This is a genomic window from Brachybacterium sp. 107, assembly GCF_052379725.1.
Classification (GTDB): Bacteria; Actinomycetota; Actinomycetes; order Actinomycetales; family Dermabacteraceae; genus Brachybacterium.
The window spans coordinates 1-22531 of sequence record NZ_JBQSYW010000001.1 but is presented as its reverse complement, the minus strand read 5'-3'; the positions used below and the strand labels follow the sequence as shown (position 1 = coordinate 22531).

At 68.8% G+C, this 22531-nt stretch carries 17 protein-coding genes; 14 read left to right on the top strand and 3 right to left on the bottom strand.

The features are described 5' to 3' along the window. Nucleotides 1-14 precede the first annotated feature (14 nt). The 9 genes from ACT3UL_RS00085 (at nt 15) to ACT3UL_RS00045 (ending at nt 10977) form a co-directional block, all read left to right on the top strand. Nucleotides 15-734 carry a DivIVA domain-containing protein gene (locus ACT3UL_RS00085; protein ID WP_444575961.1) on the top strand — a complete coding sequence of 240 codons (720 nt, stop codon included), beginning with the start codon at nt 15-17 and terminating at the stop codon, nt 732-734. Beyond that, nucleotides 731-1354 carry a signal peptidase II gene (lspA, locus tag ACT3UL_RS00080; protein WP_444575960.1) on the top strand — a complete coding sequence of 208 codons (624 nt, stop codon included), beginning with the start codon at nt 731-733 and terminating at the stop codon, nt 1352-1354. The genes ACT3UL_RS00085 and lspA overlap by 4 nt, the downstream gene beginning before the upstream one ends. Next, nucleotides 1351-2274 (top strand): RluA family pseudouridine synthase, encoded by a 924-nt coding sequence (locus tag ACT3UL_RS00075; RefSeq protein WP_444575959.1) that lies wholly within the window; start codon nt 1351-1353, stop codon nt 2272-2274. The genes lspA and ACT3UL_RS00075 overlap by 4 nt, the downstream gene beginning before the upstream one ends. A gap of 61 nt (nt 2275-2335) precedes the next feature. Continuing rightward, nucleotides 2336-3073 (top strand): hypothetical protein, encoded by a 738-nt coding sequence (locus ACT3UL_RS00070; RefSeq protein ID WP_444575958.1) that lies wholly within the window; start codon nt 2336-2338, stop codon nt 3071-3073. 33 nt (nt 3074-3106) lie between these two features. Continuing rightward, a complete protein-coding gene (locus tag ACT3UL_RS00065; RefSeq protein ID WP_444575957.1) occupies nt 3107-4159 on the top strand; it encodes a hypothetical protein in 1053 nt (350 codons plus the stop codon). Between the two features lie 108 nt (nt 4160-4267). Continuing rightward, nucleotides 4268-7822 carry a DNA polymerase III subunit alpha gene (dnaE, locus tag ACT3UL_RS00060; RefSeq protein WP_444575956.1) on the top strand — a complete coding sequence of 1185 codons (3555 nt, stop codon included), beginning with the start codon at nt 4268-4270 and terminating at the stop codon, nt 7820-7822. Between the two features lie 47 nt (nt 7823-7869). Then, a complete protein-coding gene (locus ACT3UL_RS00055) occupies nt 7870-8715 on the top strand; it encodes an endonuclease/exonuclease/phosphatase family protein (protein WP_444575955.1) in 846 nt (281 codons plus the stop codon). Between the two features lie 22 nt (nt 8716-8737). Next, the gene (locus ACT3UL_RS00050; protein WP_444575954.1) at nt 8738-10033 is read left to right on the top strand and encodes an acyl-CoA dehydrogenase family protein; all 1296 of its coding nucleotides are present in this window, start codon (nt 8738-8740) and stop codon (nt 10031-10033) included. Between the two features lie 5 nt (nt 10034-10038). Continuing rightward, nucleotides 10039-10977, top strand: a complete 939-nt coding sequence (locus ACT3UL_RS00045; RefSeq protein ID WP_444575953.1) for an epimerase — start codon at nt 10039-10041, stop codon at nt 10975-10977. 63 nt (nt 10978-11040) lie between these two features. Here ACT3UL_RS00045 and ACT3UL_RS00040 read toward each other — a convergent pair whose 3' ends face one another. Continuing rightward, nucleotides 11041-12597, bottom strand: a complete 1557-nt coding sequence (locus tag ACT3UL_RS00040) for a flotillin family protein (RefSeq protein WP_444575952.1) — start codon at nt 12595-12597, stop codon at nt 11041-11043. Between the two features lie 171 nt (nt 12598-12768). Here ACT3UL_RS00040 and ACT3UL_RS00035 point away from each other — a divergent pair, with 171 nt between their 5' ends. Then, nucleotides 12769-14223 (top strand): MFS transporter, encoded by a 1455-nt coding sequence (locus ACT3UL_RS00035; protein ID WP_444575951.1) that lies wholly within the window; start codon nt 12769-12771, stop codon nt 14221-14223. A 16-nt stretch (nt 14224-14239) separates the two neighbouring features. Here ACT3UL_RS00035 and ACT3UL_RS00030 read toward each other — a convergent pair whose 3' ends face one another. Then, nucleotides 14240-14986, bottom strand: a complete 747-nt coding sequence (locus ACT3UL_RS00030) for a GH25 family lysozyme (protein WP_444575950.1) — start codon at nt 14984-14986, stop codon at nt 14240-14242. Between the two features lie 82 nt (nt 14987-15068). Beyond that, on the bottom strand, nt 15069-16766 hold the full coding sequence (gene pgi, locus ACT3UL_RS00025; RefSeq protein ID WP_444575949.1) for a glucose-6-phosphate isomerase: 1698 nt from the start codon (nt 16764-16766) through the stop codon (nt 15069-15071). 203 nt (nt 16767-16969) lie between these two features. On the opposite strand from pgi, the gene ACT3UL_RS00020 reads away from it, so the two are divergent. The 4 genes from ACT3UL_RS00020 to ACT3UL_RS00005 all read left to right on the top strand — a co-directional run bounded on the left by ACT3UL_RS00020 (nt 16970) and on the right by ACT3UL_RS00005 (nt 22498). Beyond that, nucleotides 16970-18619, top strand: coding sequence for a peptide ABC transporter substrate-binding protein (locus tag ACT3UL_RS00020; protein WP_444575948.1), 1650 nt, complete (start codon nt 16970-16972; stop codon nt 18617-18619). 138 nt (nt 18620-18757) lie between these two features. After that, nucleotides 18758-19687 (top strand): ABC transporter permease, encoded by a 930-nt coding sequence (locus ACT3UL_RS00015; RefSeq protein WP_444575947.1) that lies wholly within the window; start codon nt 18758-18760, stop codon nt 19685-19687. Then, complete coding sequence (locus ACT3UL_RS00010) at nt 19677-20636, top strand: ABC transporter permease (protein ID WP_444575946.1); 960 nt, start codon at nt 19677-19679, stop codon at nt 20634-20636. Before ACT3UL_RS00015 ends, ACT3UL_RS00010 begins: the two co-directional genes overlap by 11 nt. After that, nucleotides 20633-22498: an ABC transporter ATP-binding protein gene (locus ACT3UL_RS00005; protein WP_444575945.1), complete on the top strand. Its 1866-nt coding sequence runs from the start codon at nt 20633-20635 to the stop codon at nt 22496-22498. The genes ACT3UL_RS00010 and ACT3UL_RS00005 overlap by 4 nt, the downstream gene beginning before the upstream one ends. Nucleotides 22499-22531 lie beyond the last annotated feature (33 nt).

The following is a 22531-nucleotide window of genomic DNA, read 5'->3' as shown; positions in this document are numbered from 1 at the left end:
TGAGAAGGTGACCCATGGCTCTGATGCCCGATGACCTGCTGTCCAAGCGGTTCACGCCGGTTCGGTTCTCCGAGGGCTATGACATGGACGAGGTGGACAACTACCTCGATAACGACATCCTGCCGCGCCTGCAAGAGCTGATCGACGAGAACAACCGACTGACCAAGGAGCTCGAGGAGGCGCACAACCGCCTCGCCGAGGTCGAGTCCGCGCCAGCCCCTGTGGCCGCCGAGTCCGCTGAGGCCCCTGTGGTCGCGGACGACGTCGAGACCGACGATGCCGCTGTCGACGGGGCCACGGCCGCGTCGACGGAGGAGCCGGATGCCGGAGCGACCGCGCAGAACACCGTCGTGGACGATGCTCCTGCCGAGTCCTCTGCCGCTACCGCCGCCGTCGCGCCTGCCGCCGCTGCAGGTGGCGCCGACGCCGCCGGCATCATCGCCCTGGCCAACCGTCTGCACGACGAGTACGTCAAGAACGGTGAGGATGAGCGCGACCGCCTCATCACCGAGGCCAATGACGAGCACAAGCGCATCGTCAGCGAGGCCGAGGAGAAGTCCCGCACCACGCTGGCCGAGCTCGAGACGAAGAAGGCGGACCTCGACAAGACGATCGAGGGCCTGCGCACCTTCGAGCGCGACTACCGCAACCGTCTGCGCAACTACCTCGAGAACCAGCTCCGCGATCTCGACACGAGCGAGACGCAGGACAAGCAGGCGAACTTCGGTCTGTGAACCACGCTGATCAGTCGCCGACGAGCGCCGGGCCCCACGGGTCCGGCGCTCGTCGCCGTCCGAGCCGGGGCACGGTCCTCGGCGGGATGGCAGTCGTGGGGCTGCTGCTGGCCGTCGTCGACCAGCTCACCAAGAACTGGGCCGTCGCGAACCTGCCGGAGCTGGACCCGCAGCCGTTCCTCGGCGAGATCCTGCACCTGACCCTGCTGTACAACTCCGGTGCGGCCTGGGGGATGGGTTCGGAGATCACGCCGGTCGTCACCGGCCTGCAGATCGCGATCGTGATCGGCGTGATCGTCTTCGCCGTCCGCTCGGTCCGGTCGTACTGGTACACGCTCGCCCTGGGCCTGATCCTCGGTGGGGCGCTGGGCAACATCCACGACCGCGTGCTACGCGCTCCCGGCCCCTTCCACGGTGCGGTCGTCGACTTCCTCGAACTGCCCCATTGGCCCGTGTTCAACGTGGCCGACATGGCAGTGGTCGCCGGAGCGATCCTCGTCGTGCTCCTGGGCGTGATCGGGATGTCGCCGGACCCCGCCGAGGCCGAGGAACGTGCCCGCGCGGAGGCCGTCGGCACCGCCGGGACCGACGACGTCGAGCATCCGGAGGAGACCCGGTGAGCTCCTCGCGCACCCTCATGGTCCCCGACGGGCTGGCCGGTGAACGGGTCGACGTCGGCATCTCACGGATGCTGGGCCTGTCCCGCACCCGCGCCGCAGACCTCGTGATGGCGGGTCTGGTCCAGGTCGATGGCAGCGTCCCGGCCCGCTCCACCCGGCTCGAGCCAGGCTCGGTGGTCGACGTGGAGCTCCCGGACGAGCGGCCCGCCTCTCTGCTGCGGCCGCAGATCGCCGACGGCATGACCCTCGTCCACCAGGATGAGGACATCGTGGTGGTCGACAAGCCCGTCGGCGTCGCGGCACATCCCAGCACCGGCTGGTCCGGTCCCACCGTGCTCGGGCACCTGGCCGCGGCGGGCGTGAGCATCCGCACCAGCGGCGACCCCGACCGGCAGGGCATCGTGAGCCGTCTCGACGTGGGCACGAGCGGCCTGATGGTCGTGGCCCGCACGGAACGCGCCTACACCACCTTGAAGGACGCCTTCCGTGCCCGCGAGGTCGGCAAGATCTATCACGCGATCTGCCAGGGCACCCCGGACCAGGCAGAAGGCACCATCGAGGCGCCGATCGGCCGGTCCCCGAACCACGACTACAAGTTCGCGGTGCTCCAGGACGGCAAGCATTCCGTCACCCACTACGAGACTCTCGAGGCGTTGCACGGCTCCACGCTGCTCAAGGTCCGCCTGGAGACGGGCCGCACCCATCAGATCCGTGTGCACATGGCGGCCCTGAAGCATCCGCTGGTGGGGGATCCGCTGTACGGCTCCGATCCGGGCCTCGCCCAGAAGGTGGGGCTGATCCGTCAGTGGCTGCACGCGATGGAGCTGACCTTCATCCATCCCGCGACCGGGCGTCCCGTCACCTACTCCTCGCAGTACCCGCTGGACCTGCAGGACGCGCTCGACGCGCTGCGCGGCTGAGCTCGTCCCTGACCTCGTGCAGGAGTCGAGGGGACGGCCGGAGCCGGGGTAGCGTCGAGGCATGACCGACGAGCAGACCCCCACCGCGCTGAGCCCGACGCGAGATGCGGCCCTGGCCCGAGAAGACTTCCCCTTCATGAGGGTGGCGCGCCGTCTCGGCATCGACCCGGCCGAGGCCGAGGTGGCCCTGCGGGACGATGACCGTGCTCGCGCCGCGATCGCGCGTTCCCTCCGCGAGTTCCTGGAGGCGGACGATGCCCGTCGGGCCGGGCGCGCCCCCTCCACGGCGATGGCCCTGGACCCGGACTTCCCGACCGGGGTGGGGATGGCGCTGGTGGGCGCCGCCGTGCTGTGGGAGGCTCGCGAACTGGTGCCGTCGGTCGCGCTGCGGGTCGCCAAGGACCACTACGAGGACGGGGCGGACGAACTCGCCGCGAGCTACATCGCTCTGGTCCAGGAGTCCGTGGACCCGGGGGAGGACGACCGCCGCGACGCCTTCGCCTGGGCCGCGCAGTCCCTGCTGGTCTCCGTGCTCCAGCGCTCCGGATCACCGGCCCAGGCCGACGAGATCGCCCGCGACCTCGCCGCCCACGCGATCCCGATCGACCTGTGGCGCGATGACGACCCGACGTTGCCCGACGACTCGATGTCCTGGCACGGCGGCGCCTTCGTGGGCGGGATCCCGCCGCGTCGGGACGAGCGCAGCCTCAGCTTCGAGGACGTCCACGACTACTTGAACTCCCTGTTGGCCGAGACGCGCCGCGCGCAGGACGCCGAGGGTGACAGCGACACGGCGTGAACGGGAGGAGCGGCCGCCCCGTACGCTGAGCCCATGACTGAACCCCGAGGTGCCCTGCTCACAGGCAGCGTGAACTACGACGATGCCGAGAAGACGATGCGGACGGTCGCCGAGATCCTCGGCGCCCATGTGAGGCGCATCCCGGACGGCGAGGTGGGGAAGCGGTTCCACTGGATCATGTTCCAGCCCGACGTGCTCGGACAGGCCGCGGGGATCGACCGCGTCGGCGACGAGCCGGTCCCCTTCCCGGCGGGCATCGATGCGCGTCCGCTGCGTCTCGCCGAGGGTGTCGAGGCCGGAGGTATCGAGCTGCCACCGCTCGGCTACGCGGCCGCCGCGATCGAGTCCTATGCGACCTTCGTCCGGCTCCGCCAGGAGGGGACGATCCCCGCGGGGATCCGCTTCCAGGTCTCGCTGCCCACGCCGGTCGCCGTCGTCTCCTCGTTCTTCGCCGGGCAGGAGCGCGCAGCGATCGAACCCGTCTACGCGGACGCGATGCTGGGTGAGCTCGAGCAGATCCTCGAGGCGATCGACCACGACGACCTCGCGATCCAGTGGGACGTGGCCAGCGAGATGGGCATCCTCGAAGGGGCCGAGGGGTACGGCGCCGTGATGGACCACTGGTGGATCGGGGACGTGCTCGAGGGGATCGTCGGACGCCTCGCCGCTCTGGTCGACTCCGTGCCCGGTGACGTCGAGGTCGGGATCCACCTCTGCTACGGCGACGCGGGGGAGAAGCACTTCGTCGAACCCACCGATACGGCGAACCTGGTGCGCGTCGCGAACGCCGTGACGTCCGCGGCCGGTCGCGAGCTGACCTGGTTGCATCTTCCGGTCCCGATCGGCCGGGACGACGCCGAGTACTTCACCCCGCTCGGCGAGCTCGTCGAGGTTCCCGAGCTGTACCTCGGCCTCGTGCATCGGGAGGACGGCTCCGACGGTGCCCGCAGCCGGATCGCCGCCGCCTCCGCCGCTGTCCGGCAGGAATTCGGCGTCGCCACCGAATGCGGCATCGGCCGCGCCCCCGAGGGCACCACCGACGGCATCCTGCGCACTCACGCCGAGGTCGCTGCGCCCCGTCGCTGAGGTTCCCCGCCCTGTTGCTCCTCCCCGGTCCGTCGGACGCGCCGGGGTGACCTCCCCGACGCCCTCCCGATGGCATGTCGGGCCTCCGGACTGGCTACTCTGGAGGGCATGTCCGACGATTTCGTGCACCTCCACGTCCATACCGATTATTCGCTCCTGGACGGGGCCGCGAAGATCGACAAACTCGTCGACGAGACCGTCCGCCAGGGACAATCGGCCGTTGCGATCACGGACCACGGCTACCTGTTCGGCGCCTATGAGTTCTACAAGACCGCCAAGGCGGCCGGCATCAAGCCGATCATCGGCATCGAGGCGTATGTGACGCCCGGGACGAGCCGTCATGACCGCACTCGCATGCAGTGGGGCACCCGGGAGCAGCAGCTCGCCGGCGACGACGTCTCCGCGCGTGGCGCCTACACCCACATGACCCTGCTGTCGCGCTCCACCGAGGGCATGCACAACCTGTTCCGTCTGGGCTCCGCCGCCTCGCTCGACGGGCAGATGGGCAAGTGGCCCCGCATGGACCGCGAGATCCTCTCGAAGTACTCCGAGGGTCTCGTCGCCACGTCCGGCTGCCCCTCCGGCGAGGTGCAGACCCGTCTGCGTCTGGGCCAGTTCGACGAGGCGGTCAAGGCCGCCGGCGAGTTCCAGGACATGTTCGGCAAGGAGCACTACTTCATCGAGCTGATGGACCACGGGCTGTCCATCGAGCAGCGCGTGACCAAGGACCTCATCGAGGTGTCCAAGGCCGTCGGCGCGCCCCTGCTGGCCACCAACGACCTGCACTACGTCACCGAGCAGGACGCGACGATCCAGGACGTCCTGCTGTGCATCAACTCCGGGTCGCGCCTGAACGACCCCGACCGGTTCAAGTTCGGCGGCTCCGGGTACTTCCTGAAGTCCGCGCAGCAGATGCGCGAGCTCTTCCGCGAGTTCCCCGAGGCCTGCGACAACACTCTGCGCGTCGCCGAGATGAGCGAGGTCGAGTTCCGCACCACGGACGACGGCGCCAACTACATGCCCAACTTCCCCACTCCGGAGGGCGAGGACGAGGAGTCCTGGTTCATCAAGGAGATCCAGCGCGGACTGGAGTACCGCTACCCCGCGGGCATCCCCGACGACGTGCAGAAGCGCGCCGACTACGAGGTCCGCGTCATCCTGCAGATGGGCTTCCCCGGCTACTTCCTGGTGGTCTCGGACTACATCAAGTGGGCCAAGGAACAGGGCATCCGGGTGGGACCGGGCCGTGGCTCCGGCGCCGGCTCGATGGTCGCCTACGCCATGCGCATCACCGACCTCGACCCTCTCGAGCACGGCCTGCTGTTCGAGCGGTTCCTGAACCCCGACCGCGTCTCCATGCCCGACTTCGACGTCGACTTCGATGACCGCCGCCGCGGCGAGGTCATCGAGTACGTGGAGCGCAAGTACGGCGACGACCGCATCGCGCAGGTCATCACCTACGGCGTCATGAAGACGAAGAACTCCCTCAAGGACGCCTCGCGCGTGCTCGACTACCCCTACGCGATGGGCGACCGCCTCTCCAAGGCGCTCCCGCCCACCGTCATGGGCAAGGACATCTCCATCAAGGGGATCTTCGACCCCGAGGACAAGCGCTACGCGGAGGCGGGGGAGTTCCGTCGGATCCACGACGAGGACCCCGACGTCCAGAAGGTCGTCGAGATCGCGAAGGGCGTCGAGGGCCTCACCCGCGGCTGGGGCGTCCACGCCTGCGCGGTGATCATGTCCAGCCACCCCCTGGTCGACATCGTCCCGATGATGCGCCGCCCCTCCGACGGCCAGATCATCACCCAGTTCGAGTACCCGACGCTGGAGACCCTCGGCCTGCTGAAGATGGACTTCCTGGGGCTGCGCAACCTCACCGTGCTCTCCGACGCGGTCGCGAACATGGAGCGCAACGGGAAGGTTCCCCCGGACCTGGAGACGCTGCCCTTCGACGATGAGAAGACCTACGAGCTCCTGCAGCGCGGAGACACCCTGGGCGTGTTCCAGCTGGACGGCTCGGGCATGCGCACCCTGCTGCGGCAGATGAAGCCTGACCAGTTCGGCGACATCACCGCCGTCTCGGCGCTGTACCGCCCGGGTCCGATGGGCATGAACTCCCACACCAACTACGCGCTGCGCAAGAATGGGCTGCAGGAGATCACGCCGATCCACCCGGAGCTCGAGGAGCCGCTCTCGGAGATCCTCGGCGAGACCTACGGCGTGCTGGTCTACCAGGAGCAGGTCATGCAGACGGCGCAGAAGGTCGCCGGCTACAGCCTGGGTCAGGCGGACATCCTCCGCCGTGCAATGGGCAAGAAGAAGAAGGCGGAGCTGGACAAGCAGTTCGCCTCCTTCGAGGCCGGTATGAAGGACAACGGGTACTCCACCGCCGCGGTGACGGCGCTGTGGGAGACCCTGATGCCGTTCGCGGACTACGCCTTCAACAAGTCGCACTCCGCCGCGTACGGGGTGGTCTCCTACTGGACCGGCTACCTCAAGGCGAACCACCCCACCGAGTACATGGCGGCGCTGCTGACCTCCACCCAGGAGAACCGTGACCGCCTGGGCCTGTACCTCGGCGACTGCCGGCACCGCGGCATCACGGTGCTCCCGCCGGACGTCAACCAGTCCGACCTGTACTTCTCCGCGGTGGGGGAGGACATCCGGTTCGGCCTCTCGGCGATCCGGAACGTCGGCGCGAACGTGGTCGAGGAGATCATCAGGACCCGTCAGGAGAAGGGCGCGTTCACGTCCTTCACCGACTTCCTGGACAAGGTCCCGCTGAGCGTCTGCAACAAGCGCACCATCGAGTCGCTCATCAAGGGCGGTGCCTTCGACGAGCTCGGTGCGAACCGTCGCGCCCTCGTGCTCATCCACGAGGATGCGGTCGACTCCGTGGTCGACGTGAAGCGCAAGGAGGCCCAGGGCCAGTACGACCTCTTCGGCGACGTCTTCGGCGACGCCGGCGGGGACGACGTGGCGACCGGCTCCGCGGCGACCATCGTGATCCCGGACCTGCCCGAGTGGGACCGCAAGGAGAAGCTGGCCTTCGAGCGCAACATGCTGGGCCTGTACGTCTCCGACCACCCCCTGTACGGCCTCGAGCACGTCATCGCCCAGAACTCCTCGACATCGATCAGCGCCCTCGCCGACGACGGGGCCGTCGAGGACGGCGCCATGGTCACGATCGCCGGGCTCATCACGACCCTGCAGCGCAAGACCACCAAGAAGGGCGACATGTGGGCGATCGCCACGGTCGAGGACCTCGAGGGCTCGATCGACTGCCTGATGTTCCCCTCGACCTATCAGACCGTCGCCACCGAGCTCGCCGAGGACCTCATCGTGTCGATGAAGGGCCGTGTGGACACGTCCAAGGGCATGCCCGAGCTGCGCGTCATGGAGATGTCGATCCCGGAGACCGGGGGCGGACCCGATGGCCCGGTCACCATCGCCCTGCCGGCGATGCGCGCCACCACCAAGGTGGCCCAGCAGCTGCGCGGGGTGCTCGAGGACAACCCGGGATCCAGCGAGGTGCGTCTGCGCCTGCAGGAGCCCGGCCGCACCACGCTCATGCAGCTCGACAAGCGGCTCTCCGTGAACCCGTCGGCCGCGCTGTACGCCTCGCTCAAGACGCTGCTGGGCCCCAGCTGCCTGCAGTGACCCGGCGGATGAGAGCGGCCCGACGGGCGTGACACGACAGGAGTGAGATGACAGGCGCGCTGCGGGTCGGGACCTACAACATCCACCATGGGGCCGACGGCCAGGACCGTCTGGACCTGAGCCGCACTGCGGCGGCGATCGCCGCCCTGCGGGCCGACGTGATCGGCCTGCAGGAGGTCGATGTCGGCTACGGTGCGCGGTCGGGCTTCGAGGATCAGGCGGCCCGCCTGGCGGAGCTGCTCGGCCTGCAGGTGTGCTTCGGGGCGGCGATCGACCGTCCCGGCGTCGACCGTTCCGGCACTGACGGTGCCGACGGGGGCGGGAGGCGGCAGCAGTACGGCCTCGCGCTGCTGACCCGGCACGAGATCGTCGCGCACGCGATGCACCCGCTGCCCGGCCACCCGGCCCTCGACGCCCTCCATGAACCCCGCGGTCTGCTGAGCACGACGGTGCGCCCCGCCGGACAGGAACCGCTCCACGTGCTGGTCACGCACCTCGACCACGAGGACCCCCGGCACCGCACCGCGCAGGTGCTGCGGATCCTCGAGCACACCGCCGCCCTGGAGGGCCCCGCCCTGCTGCTCGGGGACTTCAACGCCGACCCCGGCGCCCCGGAGCTCGCGGCCCTCTCGGCGGGCGGATGGCGGGAGGCAGCCACGGACCTCACCCGGAACCTGCCGCGCTCGCCGCTGACCTCGATGCTCGCGGCGGCGCTGCCGCTGGGGAGCTTCCCGGGGCGACCGACCTTCCCCTCTCGCCTGCCCCTTCATCGCATCGACTCGATCTGGGCGCGTGGCGGACTCGAGGCGACGGCGCTCGAGGTCGGGACCAGCCGCGCCTCGGATCACCGCCCCGTGGTGGCGACCTTCGACCGGGTCCCGACCGGACGCTGAGCGGCACCACTATCGTGGGGACATGAGCGCTCCTGAACCGTCCACGGACCCGGCAAGCTTTCTCCCTGACCACCTGCTGGACACCTTCCGCGACCGTGCCGTCGTCCATGACCGGGAGAACACCTTCCCGCGCGAGGATCTCGCCGATCTGCGCGAGGCCGGCTATCTGCGCCTGCTGGTGCCCCGGGAGCTCGGCGGGCTCGGCGCGAGCCTGCTGGAGGCCAGCAGGATCCAGCGCCGGCTCGCCCAGGCCGCACCGGCGACCGCCCTGTCGATGAACATGCATCTGGTGGTCACGGGCGCCGCCCTGCACGCCCACCGGCTCGGCGTCGGCTCCGTGCGCATGATCCTCGAGGATGCCGCCGCCGATCGTCTCTTCGCCTTCGGGATCTCCGAGCCCGGCAACGACGCGATGCTCTTCGACTCCGGGACCAGCGCCGAATCGGAGGAGGACGGTGGATACCGGCTCACCGGCACCAAGATCTTCACCTCCCTCGCCCCGGTCTGGGACCGACTGATCGTCCACGGACGGGTCGCCGGCGACACCTCCACGCAGGCGCGGCTCGTCTTCGGTGTGCTGGAGCGGACCGGGGACGTCGAGACGCTGGACGACTGGGACACGCACGGCATGCGCCCCTCCCAGTCCCGCACCACCCGTCTGCACGGAGCCCGGATCGAATCCGACCGGGTCCTGACCGACACCCCCGTCGGCCCGAACCCCGACCCTTTCGTGATGGGCATCTTCGGCGCGTTCGAGCTGCTGATCGCCTCGGTCTACACGGGCGTCGCCGAACGTGCCGTCGCCCTCGGGGCGCAGATCGCCGCGACGCGCCGCAACGTCACCCGGGACATGGTCCACGCCGACGATCCCGACATCCGCCGGCGCCTCGCGCAGGCGGCGATCGGTATCGACGGCTCGGTGCTGCAGATCGAGAAGGTGATGGCCGACCTCGACGCCCTGGGAACGGGGGAGACCGGCCCCGGGATCACCGATCACGGAGCACGCTGGTTCCTGCACTTCTCCGGCGTGAAGTCCCGGGCCACCGAGGCCGCGATCAGCGCTGTCGACCAGGTGCTGCGCGCCAGCGGTGGCTCCCAGTACTTCCGCCGCAGCGAGCTCGAGAGGCTCTCGAGGGATGTGCGCGCAGGCATGTACCACCCCAGCGACGAGGAGTCCGTGCACGCCACCTACGCGAAGGCGCTGCTCGGCGAGATCGGCGCGAACGGTGCGACGGGCGAGAACGGTGCGACGGGCGAGAACCGTCCGACGGGCACGAACGGTGCGACGGACACGGCCGACGCGCCGCAGGATCGCTGAGCGCCGTGAAGGTCGTCATCGCCGGCGGCTCCGGCACTCTCGGGCGTGCCCTGAGCGCAGCTCTCACCGCCGCCGGGCACGAGGTCGTGGTCCTCACCCGGTCCCCGCGGCCGGAGGGTGAACATCCTGAACGGCAGCGCGGCATGGTCCGCGACGTCCGGTGGGATGCCCGCACTGCGGGCGGCTGGGCCGCTGAGCTCGCGGGGGAGGAGGTTGCCCTCGTCAACCTCGCCGGGCGGCTCGTCGATGCCCGGCCCACCCCGGCGACCATCGCAGACCTCACCCGCTCCCGGGTCGAGGCGACGAGAGCGCTGGTGGAGGCGAGCCGCGACCTGGAACGTCCCCTGCGACGCTGGGTGCAGGCCTCGACCACGGCGATCTGGTCCGACGCGAGCGAGGAGCGACTGGACGAGAGCAGTCCGATCCCGATCGGCCTGCCGCAGATGACCGGGGTCGCCGAGCAGTGGGAGCGGGCTCTGGACGGAGCGCACAGCGAACGCACGGTCATCCTGCGCACCGGCGTCGTGCTCGAGGCGAACACCCCGGCGCTGGACCGTCTGCTTCTCCTGGCCAGGCTCGGCCTCGGCGGGCCCGTGGGCACCGGTCGCCAATGGGTCAGCTGGATCCACGTCCGGGACTGGGTGCGGATCGTCCTGGCGGCCCTCGGCCTCGAGGGACCCGCGCTGCCGGCAGGGGTGGTGGTCGCCTCGGCGCCCCATCCGGTGCGCAACGCCGAGCTGATGCGCACCCTGCGTCGGGCGGTCGGCCGGCGCGTCGGTCTGCCCACGCCGGCCCCCGTGCTCCGACTGGGCGCGCTGCTGCTGCGCACGGACCCGGATCTGGGACTCACCGGGCGTCATGCCACGTCGAGGGTGCTCGAGCAGGCCGGATTCGGGTTCGAGCACCCTCAGCTCGACAGTGCGATCCAGGATCTGCTGGCGTGAACGAGAGACGCCCCGACTCCTCCGTGAGGAGGAGCCGGGGCGCCTGGAGCGTCCGAGAGGCGATCAGGCCTCGTCGGCGGGGGTGTCCTCGGTGTCGTCGTCCTGGACGGGAGCGCTCGCCGAAGGCGTCTGCTCCGCCTGCTCGCGCACGTCACGACCGCTGTCGGCGGCGCGCTGGAGCGTGTCCTGGAAGTCGACCCCGGTGGTCGACTTGACCATGTCGAGCACCTGGGCGAGACCGAGCGAGATGTTCTGCCCGATCTTCGACTCGCCATCGGTGGAGAACACCGACAGGTTGGAGATGTTCGAGTACGGCGCGGCGAGCTCGTTGGCGACGGCAGGCAGCACCTCGAGCACCTGGTTGAGCACCGCGGCGTCGTTGAACTGCTTGTACGCCTCCGCGCGGGCACGGGTGGTCTCCGCCTCGGCATCGCCCTTGGCACGGATCGATGCACCTTCGGCGTCGCCCTTGGCGCGCAGGGCATCGGCCTCGGCCTGACCCTCGAGGCGCACGGCCTCGGCGTCCTTCGAGCGGCGCTGCAGCTCGATCTCGGCCTCGGCCCGACCTCGGGCCTCGATGGCGTGGGCCTCGGCGTCGGCGGTGACCTTGCGGGACTCGGCGCGGTTGCGCTCGTCCTGCAGCTGGGCCTCCGACTCGGCGATGTGCGCGTACTTCTTGGAGTCCGCATCCTGCTGCTCGGCGTAGCGCTTCGCCTCGGCCGGCTTGTGGACCTCGGCGATCAGCTGCTTCTCCCGCAGGTCGTTGTTGCGGACCGCGATGAGCTCCTCCTGCTCGATGATCTTCTGCTGCTGCGCGGCGCGCGCCAGCGGACCGGAGGCATCGGCGACGGCCTGGCGGGCGTCGGTCTGCTCCTTGATCTCGGCGTTGCGGATGTCGAAGGACTGCTTCGACTCCGCCTCCTGCTGGAGGTTGAGGTTCGTGGCCTGGGTCGACTCACGGTTCGCGTCCGACTCGGCGATCGCGGCGCGCTTGGCGACCAGAGCGGCCTCGGGCCGCCCCCAGTCGCGCAGGTACGATCCGTCGTCCTCGATCGAGGAGATCTGGAAGGTGTCGATGACCAGACCCTGGTTGTTCATCGAATGCTCGGCCTCGGCCTGGACCTGGTTGGCGAACGAGGCGCGGTCGCGGATGATCTGCTCGACGCTCAGCGTGCCCACCACGGCGCGGAGCGTGCCCGAGAGGATCTCCTGGGTGTAGTGGTCGATCTGCTGCTGCTGATCGAGGAATCGCTGCGAGGCCTTGCGGACGTCGTCGATGTTGCCCCCGACCTTGACCTGCGCGACGCCGCGCAGGCGCAGGAAGATGCCGTTCATCGAGTAGCCCTCGACCTCGACCGGGATCTGGCGCGAGCTCAGGCTCAGCACGAAAGCGCGGTCGACGATCGGGCGCACGATCGCACGACCACCGATGATCACCCGAGCGCTGCCGGACTCGAGGTCGATGTCGCCGGTCGGGCTGGCCTTCGCATTGCGACCGGTGATGATGAGCGCCTCGTTGGGCGCCGCGATCCGGTAGCTGCGCATCAGGATGAGCAGCAGGATCAGGATGACGACGATGACGACGACCGCGCCACCGGCAAGTGGTATCAGTGCTTCCATGGGTTCCCCTCGAGTTCTTCAGGCATGCCTCCGTCAGTCTTTCATCGAATGAGCAGGAGCGGTGCGGTGCTCCAGGACCGGGGCTGTCTCGTGACCTCTGGAACCCGCTGACCTGTGACCTCCGAGTTCAGCTGTCTCGTGGCCTCGGGGTCCACCGGAAGGCGTCTCACGATGTGTCAGGCGTGTCCGCATGTCGGGACGAGGGGTCTACAGTCAGTCGCCGTGAGTACCGCACCAGCACAGTCCCCGACCCCTTCGGCGCCTCCCGCGGCCCCCGCGAACACCCGCGGCCGCGTCATCACCGCCTCGATGGTCGGCACGACGATCGAGTTCTTCGACTTCTACGCCTATGCGACCGCCGCCTCGCTGGTGTTCCCGGCTCTGTTCTTCCCCACGCAGACCCCCGCGAACCAGCTCCTGAGCTCGTTCGCCATCTTCGGTGTCGCCTTCGTGGCCCGCCCGCTGGGCTCCTTGATCTTCGGCCACTTCGGGGACCGGGTCGGCCGCAAGACCACCCTGGTCGCGAGCCTGCTCGTGATGGGTATCGCGACCTTCCTCATCGGGGTGCTGCCTGCCGCCTCGACTCCCGGCTTCACCGTCCTCGCCCCGGCGATCCTGGTGCTGCTGCGGTTCTGCCAGGGCATCGGCCTGGGCGGTGAATGGTCCGGAGCGGCGCTGCTCGCCACCGAGAACGCCCCGCCGGGCAAGCGCGCGCTCTACGGCACCTTCCCGCAGCTCGGCGCCCCCATCGGCTTCATCCTGTCCAACCTGCTGTTCGTGGTCCTCAGCCTGCAGCTGACCGACGCGCAGTTCATGTCGTGGGGCTGGCGCCTGCCGTTCCTGCTGTCCTCGATCCTGGTGATCGTGGGCCTCTGGGTGCGCTTGAAGCTCATGGAGAGCCCCGCCTTCCAGAAGGTCATCGACGAGGAGCGGGTCGCCGCCATCCCGATCGCGCGCGTGTTCCGCACCGCCTGGAAGCCGCTGATCCTCGCCACGGTCGCCATGGTCGCGACCTATGTCCTCTTCTACCTGATGACCGCCTTCCTCATGGTGGTCGGGACCACCCCGGCCGACGAGGAGACCGCCCGCGCCGCCGCGGAGGCCGCCGGCAAGCCGTTCGACGCCGCCGGGTTCGCGCCCGGCCTCGGCTTCGACCGGCCGCAGTTCCTCACCATGCTGATCATCGGCGTCGTGTTCTTCGGGATCTTCACCCTCGTCTCCGGCCCGCTCGCGGATCGGCTGGGCCGCCGCAAGCTGCTGCTGGCCGTCACCGCCGGGATCGGGGTCTTCGGGCTCCTCATCGAGCCGATGGTGCAGGCCGGAACGGTCGGCGCGATGGCGACCCTGATCCTCGGCTTCACGCTCATGGGCCTGACCTTCGGCCCGATGGCCGCGTTCCTGCCGGAGATGTTCGCCTCGGACGTGCGCTACACCGGCAGCGCCGTCAGCTACAACATGGCCTCGGTGATCGGCGCCGCCCCTGCGCCGTACGCGATGATCGCGCTGTGGCAGCGGCTGGACGGCCCGCTGTGGCTCGTGGGCGGGTACCTGACCCTCGCGGCGATCATCACGATCGTGGCCCTGCTGCTCGGCAAGGAGACCCGCGAGGTCGACTACCTGGCCTGAGCAGCAAGACGTGGTCCTAGCCCTCGGCCGGTTCGGCGTCCTCAGCGCGTTCGACGAGCATGGCCAGCTCTGCACGTGAACCGGCGAAGACGTTCATGTCGATGTACCGCTCCTGACCGTCGTAGCCCTCTCGCCGGTCCCGGTGGGAGTACTGCCAGAAGGCCCATGGCCGTTCATCACCCAGGTCCGGTGGCAGCACCACCGAGCGGATCCAGATCGGGGAGTCGGGGTAAGAGCCGTCGATGTAGAGCTCGTAGGCGTCAGCGGTGGTGTAGATGACCGGAGCGACGCCGTAGTGGGCGGTGAGCTCGTCCAGGAGCGGGACGAGGATCGCGTCCACCTGCGCCCGTGACGGAGGGTCCTCGAAATAATCGCCGTAGAACTCGACATCGACCGCGATCGGCAGGGTCCCGCCCGTGGGCACAGTGTCGATGACGTGCTGCGCCTGCGCGCGACCGGGGCTCTCGAAGCTCACGAAATGGTAGGCACCCACGAGCAGATCCGTGGAGCGGGCATGCTCCCAGTTCTCCACGAATCGTTCATCGACGTACGAAGATCCCTCGGTCGCCTTGAGATAGGCGAAGTCGAGGTCGCCCCCGACGAGAGCCGGCCAGTCGATCTCGCCCTGGTACGAGGAGACGTCGACGCCTCGCACCTCGTGGCCGCTCGCGAAGATCCGGCCCGGCCAGATGACACCGGTCGAGACCAGCATCGCGAGCACGGCGACGAGGACGACCGTTCCCAGCAGTCCGGAGCCGAGCATCACCGAGCGGGGGAGGCGGTGTGCTCCCCGGCTCGGTGCGGACGGTCCCGACAGTGCGGATCTCCCACTCTCGATTCGTCGATCAGCCCTGCTGGCGGTGCTCGCGGTAGTAGCGGATCAGCGCGGAGGTCGAGGAGTCCTCGGAGGAGATCGCCTCCTCGTCGCCGGCGACGGCGGGGGCGAGGCCCTTGGCGAGCTGCTTGCCCAGCTCCACGCCCCACTGGTCGAAGGAGTTGATGCCCCACACGACGCCCTGCACGAAGGTGATGTGCTCGTACAGCGCGATCAGCTGGCCCAGCACCGACGGCGTGAGCTTCGGGGCCATGATCGAGGTGGTGGGGCGATCACCGGAGAACTCGCGGGCCGCCACGAGCGCGCCCTCGGTGCCCTCGGCGCGCACCTCCTCGGCGGTCTTGCCGAAGGCGAGTGCCTTGGTCTGGGCGAAGAAGTTCGCGAGGAACAGCTCGTGCACGTCCTGCTCGCCGTCGGCCAGGGCATGGTTCGGGGTGGCGAAGGCGATGAAGTCCGCCGGGATGATCCGGGTGCCCTGGTGGATCAGCTGGTAGAAGGCGTGCTGGCCGTTGGTGCCGGGCTCGCCCCAGAACACCTCGCCGGTCTCGGTGGTCACGAGGGAGCCGTCCCGGCGGGTCGCCTTGCCGTTGGACTCCATGGTCAGCTGCTGCAGGTAGGCGGGAAAGCGGTGCAGGTACTGCGAGTAGGGGAGCACCGCGTGGGTCTCCGCCTCGAGGAAGTTGACGTTCCAGATGTTGAGCAGGCCCATCAGCAGCGGCACGTTCTTCTCCGCGGGGGCGGTGGCGAAGTGCTCGTCCATGGCGTGGAAGCCGGCCAGCAGCTCTTCAAAGGTGTCCGGGCCCAGCACGGTGGCGAGCACGGTGCCGATCGCGGAGTCGACGCTGTAGCGGCCGCCCACCCAGTCCCAGAAGCCGAAGGCGTTCTTGGGGTCGATCCCGAAGGCCTCGACCTTGTCCAGCGCGGTGGAGACGGCGACGAAGTGCTTGGCGATGGCCTCCTTCTCCTGCTCGGCCGTGAGGCCCGCGTTCTCGCGCAGCCCCCGCAGCAGCCACTCGCGCACGAGTCGCGCATTGGTGAGGGTCTCCTGCGTCGTGAAGGTCTTCGAGGCGACGATGACGAGCGTGGTCTCGGGGTCGAGGTCCCGCGTGGTCTCGTAGGCGTCCGTCGGATCGATGTTCGAGAGGAAGCGGGCCGTGAGGCCGTCCTGTGCCAGGGGCTTCAGCGCCTCGTAGACCATGACGGGGCCCAGGTCCGAGCCGCCGATGCCGATGTTGACGACGGTCTCGATGCGCTTGCCGGTCACGCCGGTCCACTCGCCCGAGCGCACGGAGTCGGCGAAGTCGTAGACCCGCTGCAGGGTCTCGTGAACGTCCTCGTCGATCTGCTGCCCGTCGATCTCGAGGGCAGGGGAGGCCTCGGCGGGGCGGCGCAGGGCGGTGTGGAGCACCGCGCGGTCCTCGGTGGTGTTGATGTGGGCGCCGGCGAACATGGCATCGCGGTGCGCCTCCACGCCGACCTCACGGGCGAGCTGCTGCAGGAGCTCGAGGGTCTCGGCGGTCACGAGGTTCTTGGACAGGTCCACATGGAGGTCCGCGGCGTCGGCGCTGAAGCGCTGCGCCCGCTCGGGGTCCGCGTCGAACCATTCGCGCAGGGACCCGGACAGCTCGAGGTTGTGCGCCTCGAGGGACGCCCACGCGTCGGTGGTCGTGGGATCGATGGGGGCAGAAGGAGAGTTCGAAGCAGTCATATGGCCATTGAACACCCTTCTCGGGAGGAACGTCGTGCCCGGTCAGCGTGTTGCAGCAGCCCCGGCCGGAATGGTTGAAAAGGGCCCGAGACCGATTTGTGACCGGCTGATGGATAGTTCTTGACAGGCGAGGGTGCACACTGAGGGGTGCGTCGTGCGCAACGGAGCGCGACGAATCAAGCTCAGTCATCCCAGGAGACCCCATGGCTATTTCGCGACGATCGATGATGCTGGGCACCGCCGCCGGCGGTGCCGCAGCTGTCACCTTGGCCGCCTGCTCCGGCGGCGACAGCGGTTCCGGTTCCGGCAGCGATGCCGGCGGAGGCACGGGCGAGCCCATCCTCGCCAACGGCACCGAGCCGGAGAACCCTCTGGTCCCGACGAACACCAGCGAGGTGGGCGGCGGCCGCATCATCACGTCCGTCTTCTCCGGGCTCGTGTACTACGACGCCGAGGGCAAGGTCGAGAACGAGGTCGCGGAGTCCATCGAGTCCGAGGACAACCAGAACTGGACCATCACGATCCGTGAGGGCCTGAAGTTCTCCGATGGCACCGCGCTCACCGCGCAGAACTTCGTGGACGCCTGGAACTTCGGCGCCAACACCGCCAACGCCCAGAAGAGCCAGTCCTTCTTCCAGCCCATCGAGGGCTTCGACGAGGTCGCCGCCGACGATGCCACCAAGGACCTCACGCTCTCCGGCCTCAAGGTCGTCGACGACACGAGCTTCACCGTCAAGCTGGTCTCCACACAGGCCGACTTCTCCTCGCGCCTGGGCTACTCGGCCTACTCGCCGCTGCCGCCCTCGGCCTTCGAGGACATCGACGCCTTCGGCGAGGCCCCCATCGGCAACGGCCCCTACATGGTCAACTCCTGGACCCACGACTCCGAGATCGTGCTCGTCCCGAACCCCGAGTACGACGGGCCGCGCGCCGCCCAGAACGCCGGCGTCACCTTCGTCGTCTACGCGGATGACGAGACGCTCTACAACGACATGCTCTCGGGCAACGTCGACGTCTCGGACATCATCCCCACCTCGGCCCTGTCGACCTTCGAGGACGAGCTCGGTGACCGCGCCATCAACGCCCCGGGCGCGGTGTTCCAGTCCTTCACCATCCCGCAGGACGATCCCGACTTCTCCGGCGAGGCGGGTAAGATCCGCCGCCAGGCGCTCTCGTACGCCATCGACCGCACGGCGATCTGCGACTCGCTGTTCTACGGCACCCGCAGCCCGGCGACGGACTTCGTCGCCCCCGTGATCGACGGCGGCGGCGCCACCGACATCCCCGGCGCGGAGGTCCTCGAGTTCGACGAGGCCAAGGCCAAGGAGCTGTGGGCCGAGGCCGAGAAGATCCAGCCCTTCAAGGGCCCCTTCACCCTGGCCTACAACGCCGACTCCCCTCACAAGGACTGGGTCGAGGCCGTGTGCAACTCGGTCAAGAACACCCTCGGCATCGAGGCCACGCCGAACCCGTTCCCCGCCTTCGGCGAGTTCCGCGAGCAGATCACGGCCCGCACGATGGAGGGTGCCTTCCGCTCCGGCTGGCAGGCGGACTACCCCTCCGTCTACAACTTCCTCGGCCCGATCTACTCCTCCGCCGCGGCGGACGGCAAGGGCAGCAACGACGGCGACTACAAGAACCCGGAGTTCGACGACCTGCTCAAGGAAGGCCTCGCCGCACCGGACATCGACGCCGCGAACGAGAAGTTCCACGCCGCCGAGGCCATCCTCATGGAGGACCTGCCGGCCTTCCCGCTCTGGTACCAGAACACCTTCGGCGGATTCTCGGACCTGGTCTCGAACGTGCAGTACGGCTGGGACACGGTCCCGCTGTACTACGCGATCACCAAGTGATCCTCTGATCGCGACCTTCGGCGGGAGGCGGCCCTGGCGCCGTCTCCCGCCGTCGCACGTCCATGTGCCGGGGCCATGGACGTGCGGATGTTCTCCTTCTTTCCTCGCCCCGCGCTCTCTCAACCGAAGGTGACCGACGTGATCTGGTACATCGGGCGGCGACTGCTGCAGATGATCCCCGTCTTCCTCGGCGCCACCCTCATCGTCTACCTGATGGCCTTCGTCTCCTCCGGCGACCCCATCGCGGCGATCGCGGGTGACAAGCCGATCTCCCCGGCCGTGGCCGACAAGCTGCGCGCGCAGTACAACCTCGACAAGCCCGTGATCATCCAGTGGCTGATCTACCTGGGGAATCTCTTCCAGGGAGACTTCGGCATCGGGTTCAACGGCCGGCCGATCATCGACCAGATCAGGGCGGCGTTCCCGGTCACCTTCCGGCTCGCGATCATCGCCGTCGTCATCGAGACGGTCTTCGGCGTGGTCGCCGGTGTCATCTCGGGCCTGAAGAAGGGCACGCTGATCGACACCACGCTGCTGATGGTGTCGCTGCTCGTCATCGCGGTCCCCACCTTCGTCATCGGCTTCATCGCGCAGTTCGTGCTCGGCGTGCAGCTCGGTATCGCCCCGGTGAACGTGGGTCGCGACCCCTCGTGGCAGAACCTGCTGGTGCCCGGTGCCGTGCTCGGTGCCGTGTCCTTCGCCTATGTGCTGCGCCTGACCCGCACCTCGATCGCCGAGGTCGCCACCGCGGACCATGTGCGCACGGCGACCGCCAAGGGGCTCTCCCGCGGCGGGGTCGTCTCCAAACACATCCTGCGCAACTCCCTGATCCCGGTCGTCACCTTCATTGGTGCGGATCTGGGTGCGCTGATGGGCGGCGCGATCGTCACGGAGGGCATCTTCAACATCAGCGGCATCGGCTCGCTGCTCTTCCGCGCCATCAACGACGGCGAGAGCCCGATGATCGTGTCCGTGGTGACGCTGCTGGTGATCATCTTCCTGGTCGCCAACCTGATCGTGGACCTGCTCTACGCCGTTCTCGACCCGAGGATCCGCTATGCGAAGTGAACCCGTCACCCGTTCCGTCCGACCCGCCGCGGAGCACTTCGTCGCCCCGCTGGACGAGACCCCCCTGCAGGCGGTCGACGCCGTGGACACCACGTCCGCGCCCCGCTCCATGTGGGCCGAAGCCGGCCGCAACCTGGTCCGGAACCCCGTCTTCCTGATCTCCGCGGCACTGATCGTGGTCATCCTGTTCGTCGCGGCCTTCCCGGGCCTGCTGACCGGACAGGACCCGAACTACGGGGATATCTCGAAGGCCAATCAGCCGCCGAGCAGCGAGCATCCCTTCGGTACCACGAGGCAGGGCTACGACGTCCTGGCCCGCGTTCTCTACGGGACTCGAACCTCCGTGATGGTCGGCTTCTTCACGATGATCCTGGCGACGCTCATCGGCGGCGTCCTGGGTGCCCTGGCCGGCTATGTGGGCGGCGTCTTCGACGCGATCCTGTCCCGCGTCACGGACATCTTCTTCGCGATCCCGCTGATCCTGGGGGCGATCGTCATCGCCAACCGCGTCGAGTCGATGAACGTGCCGATGGTGATCCTGGTGCTGGGCGTCTTCGGCTGGACCAACGTCGCCCGCATCATGCGCGGCTCGGTCATCTCGGTGAAGAACCAGGACTTCGTGACCGCCTCGACGGCACTGGGCGCCAACTCGGTGACCAACCTCGTCAAGCACGTGGTGCCCAACGCGATCGCCCCGGTGATCGTCACCGCCACCGTGAATCTCGGTGTGTACATCGTGGCCGAGGCGACGCTGTCCTTCCTCGGCGTGGGCCTCCCTGCGAGCTCGGTCTCCTGGGGCGGGGATATCTCCGACGCCCGACCGGCGCTGCGCACCCAGCCGATGATGCTCTTCTACCCCTCGATGGCGCTCGCGATCACCGTGCTGAGTTTCATCATGCTCGGCGACGCGGTGCGCGACGCCCTCGATCCGAAGGCGAGGAAGCGATGACCACCTCCACGAACACCGCAGCAGCTCCCGACGCGGAGAGCGCAGCGGGCAATGACCCGCTGCTGGAGATCTCCGATCTCGAGATCACCTTCGGGACCACGAACGGAGAGGTCCGCGCCGTCCGTGGGGCGAGCCTGTCCGTCTATCCCGGGGAGACGGTCGCGATCGTCGGCGAGTCCGGCTCCGGCAAGTCGACGACCGCGATGAGCATCGCCCGTCTGCTGCCGAAGAACGGCTCGATCACCGGCGGCAGCATCCGCTTCGGCGGTCGGGACATCACCTCGGTTCCGACGCGCGACATCCTCGCCCTGCGCGGCAGCGAGATCGGCCTCGTCCCGCAGGACCCGATGAGCAACCTCAACCCCATGTGGAAGGTGGGCGCCCAGATCACCGAGGCGCTCGCCGCCAACGGGGTCGCTCGGGGGGCCAAGGCCCGTGCCCGCTCTGTGGAGCTGCTCGAGGAGGCCGGCCTGCCCGATGCGGCACGCCGGGCGAACCAGTACCCCCACGAGTTCTCCGGCGGTATGAAGCAGCGCGCCCTGATCGCGATGGGCCTGGCGGCCCGCCCCAAGCTGCTCATCGCGGACGAGCCGACCAGCGCGCTCGACGTGACCGTGCAGCAGCAGATCCTCGATCACCTCGACACCCTCACCGAGGAGCTCGGCGTCGCGGTCCTGCTGATCACCCACGACCTGGGTCTGGCCGCCGAGCGCGCCCAGCACCTGGTGGTCATGTACAAGGGGCAGATCGTCGAATCGGGCCCCGCGATCGAGCTGCTGCAGAACCCCCAGCACCCGTACACGAAGAGGCTGATCGCGGCGGCGCCCTCCTTGGCGTCCCGGCGTCTGGTCTCCGGATCGGGCACGACCAGGGCGGCAGCTGCGTCGGCGCGCGCGGAGTCCGCCGGTCCGGAGTCCGTCGGTCCGGAATTCGGCTACGGCGAGCTCGACGAGGACGCGGTGATCCAGGTGCAGGACCTCACCAAGGAGTTCCCGATCCGCGGGAACGTGCCCTGGAGGACCACGCCGTTCACCGCCGTCGACAAGGTCTCCTTCTCGATCGCGCGCGGCACCACCACCGCGATCGTGGGGGAGTCCGGCTCGGGCAAGTCGACTGTCGCGCAGATGGTCCTCAAGCTCCTCGAGCCGACGTCCGGCCGGGTGCTGTTCGAGGGCAAGGACGTCACGACCTACAAGGGCAAGGAGCTGAAGTCGCTGCGCCGTCGTGTGCAGCCGATCTTCCAGAACCCGTACGGCACCCTGGACCCGATGTACTCGATCTACAACACGATCGAGGAGCCGCTGCGGCTGCACGGCGTCGGGGATGCGAAGAGCCGTGAGGCGAAGGTCCGCGACCTGCTCGACAAGGTCGCGCTGCCGGCGGAGATGATGCGCCGGTACCCCAACGAGCTCTCCGGCGGGCAGCGCCAGCGCATCGCGATCGCCCGCGCCCTGGCCCTGGACCCGGAGGTCGTGATCTGCGACGAGGCGGTCTCCGCGCTCGATGTCCTCGTCCAGTCCCAGGTCCTCGAGCTGCTCAACGATCTGCAGTCCGAGCTGGGGTTGTCCTACCTCTTCATCACCCACGACCTCGCCGTGGTTCGGCAGATCGCGGACAACACTCTGGTCATGGAGAAGGGCAAGGTCGTCGAGCAGGGGACCACCGATGAGGTCTTCCATGCCCCGCAGCAGGACTACACCAAGCGTCTGCTGGCGGCGATCCCCGGCGGCTCCATCCCGCTCGCGGGGTCGGAGACCATCGAGGTCGACGCCCCGGAGGTCGCGGTCGAGGACGAGCAGGTCGACGGCCCGCAGCAGGGCGATGGCGTCATCGACCCGTTCTCCGAGGCGGGCCATGTCTGACCGTCCCTCCCGACCATCACGTCCGACCGCTGC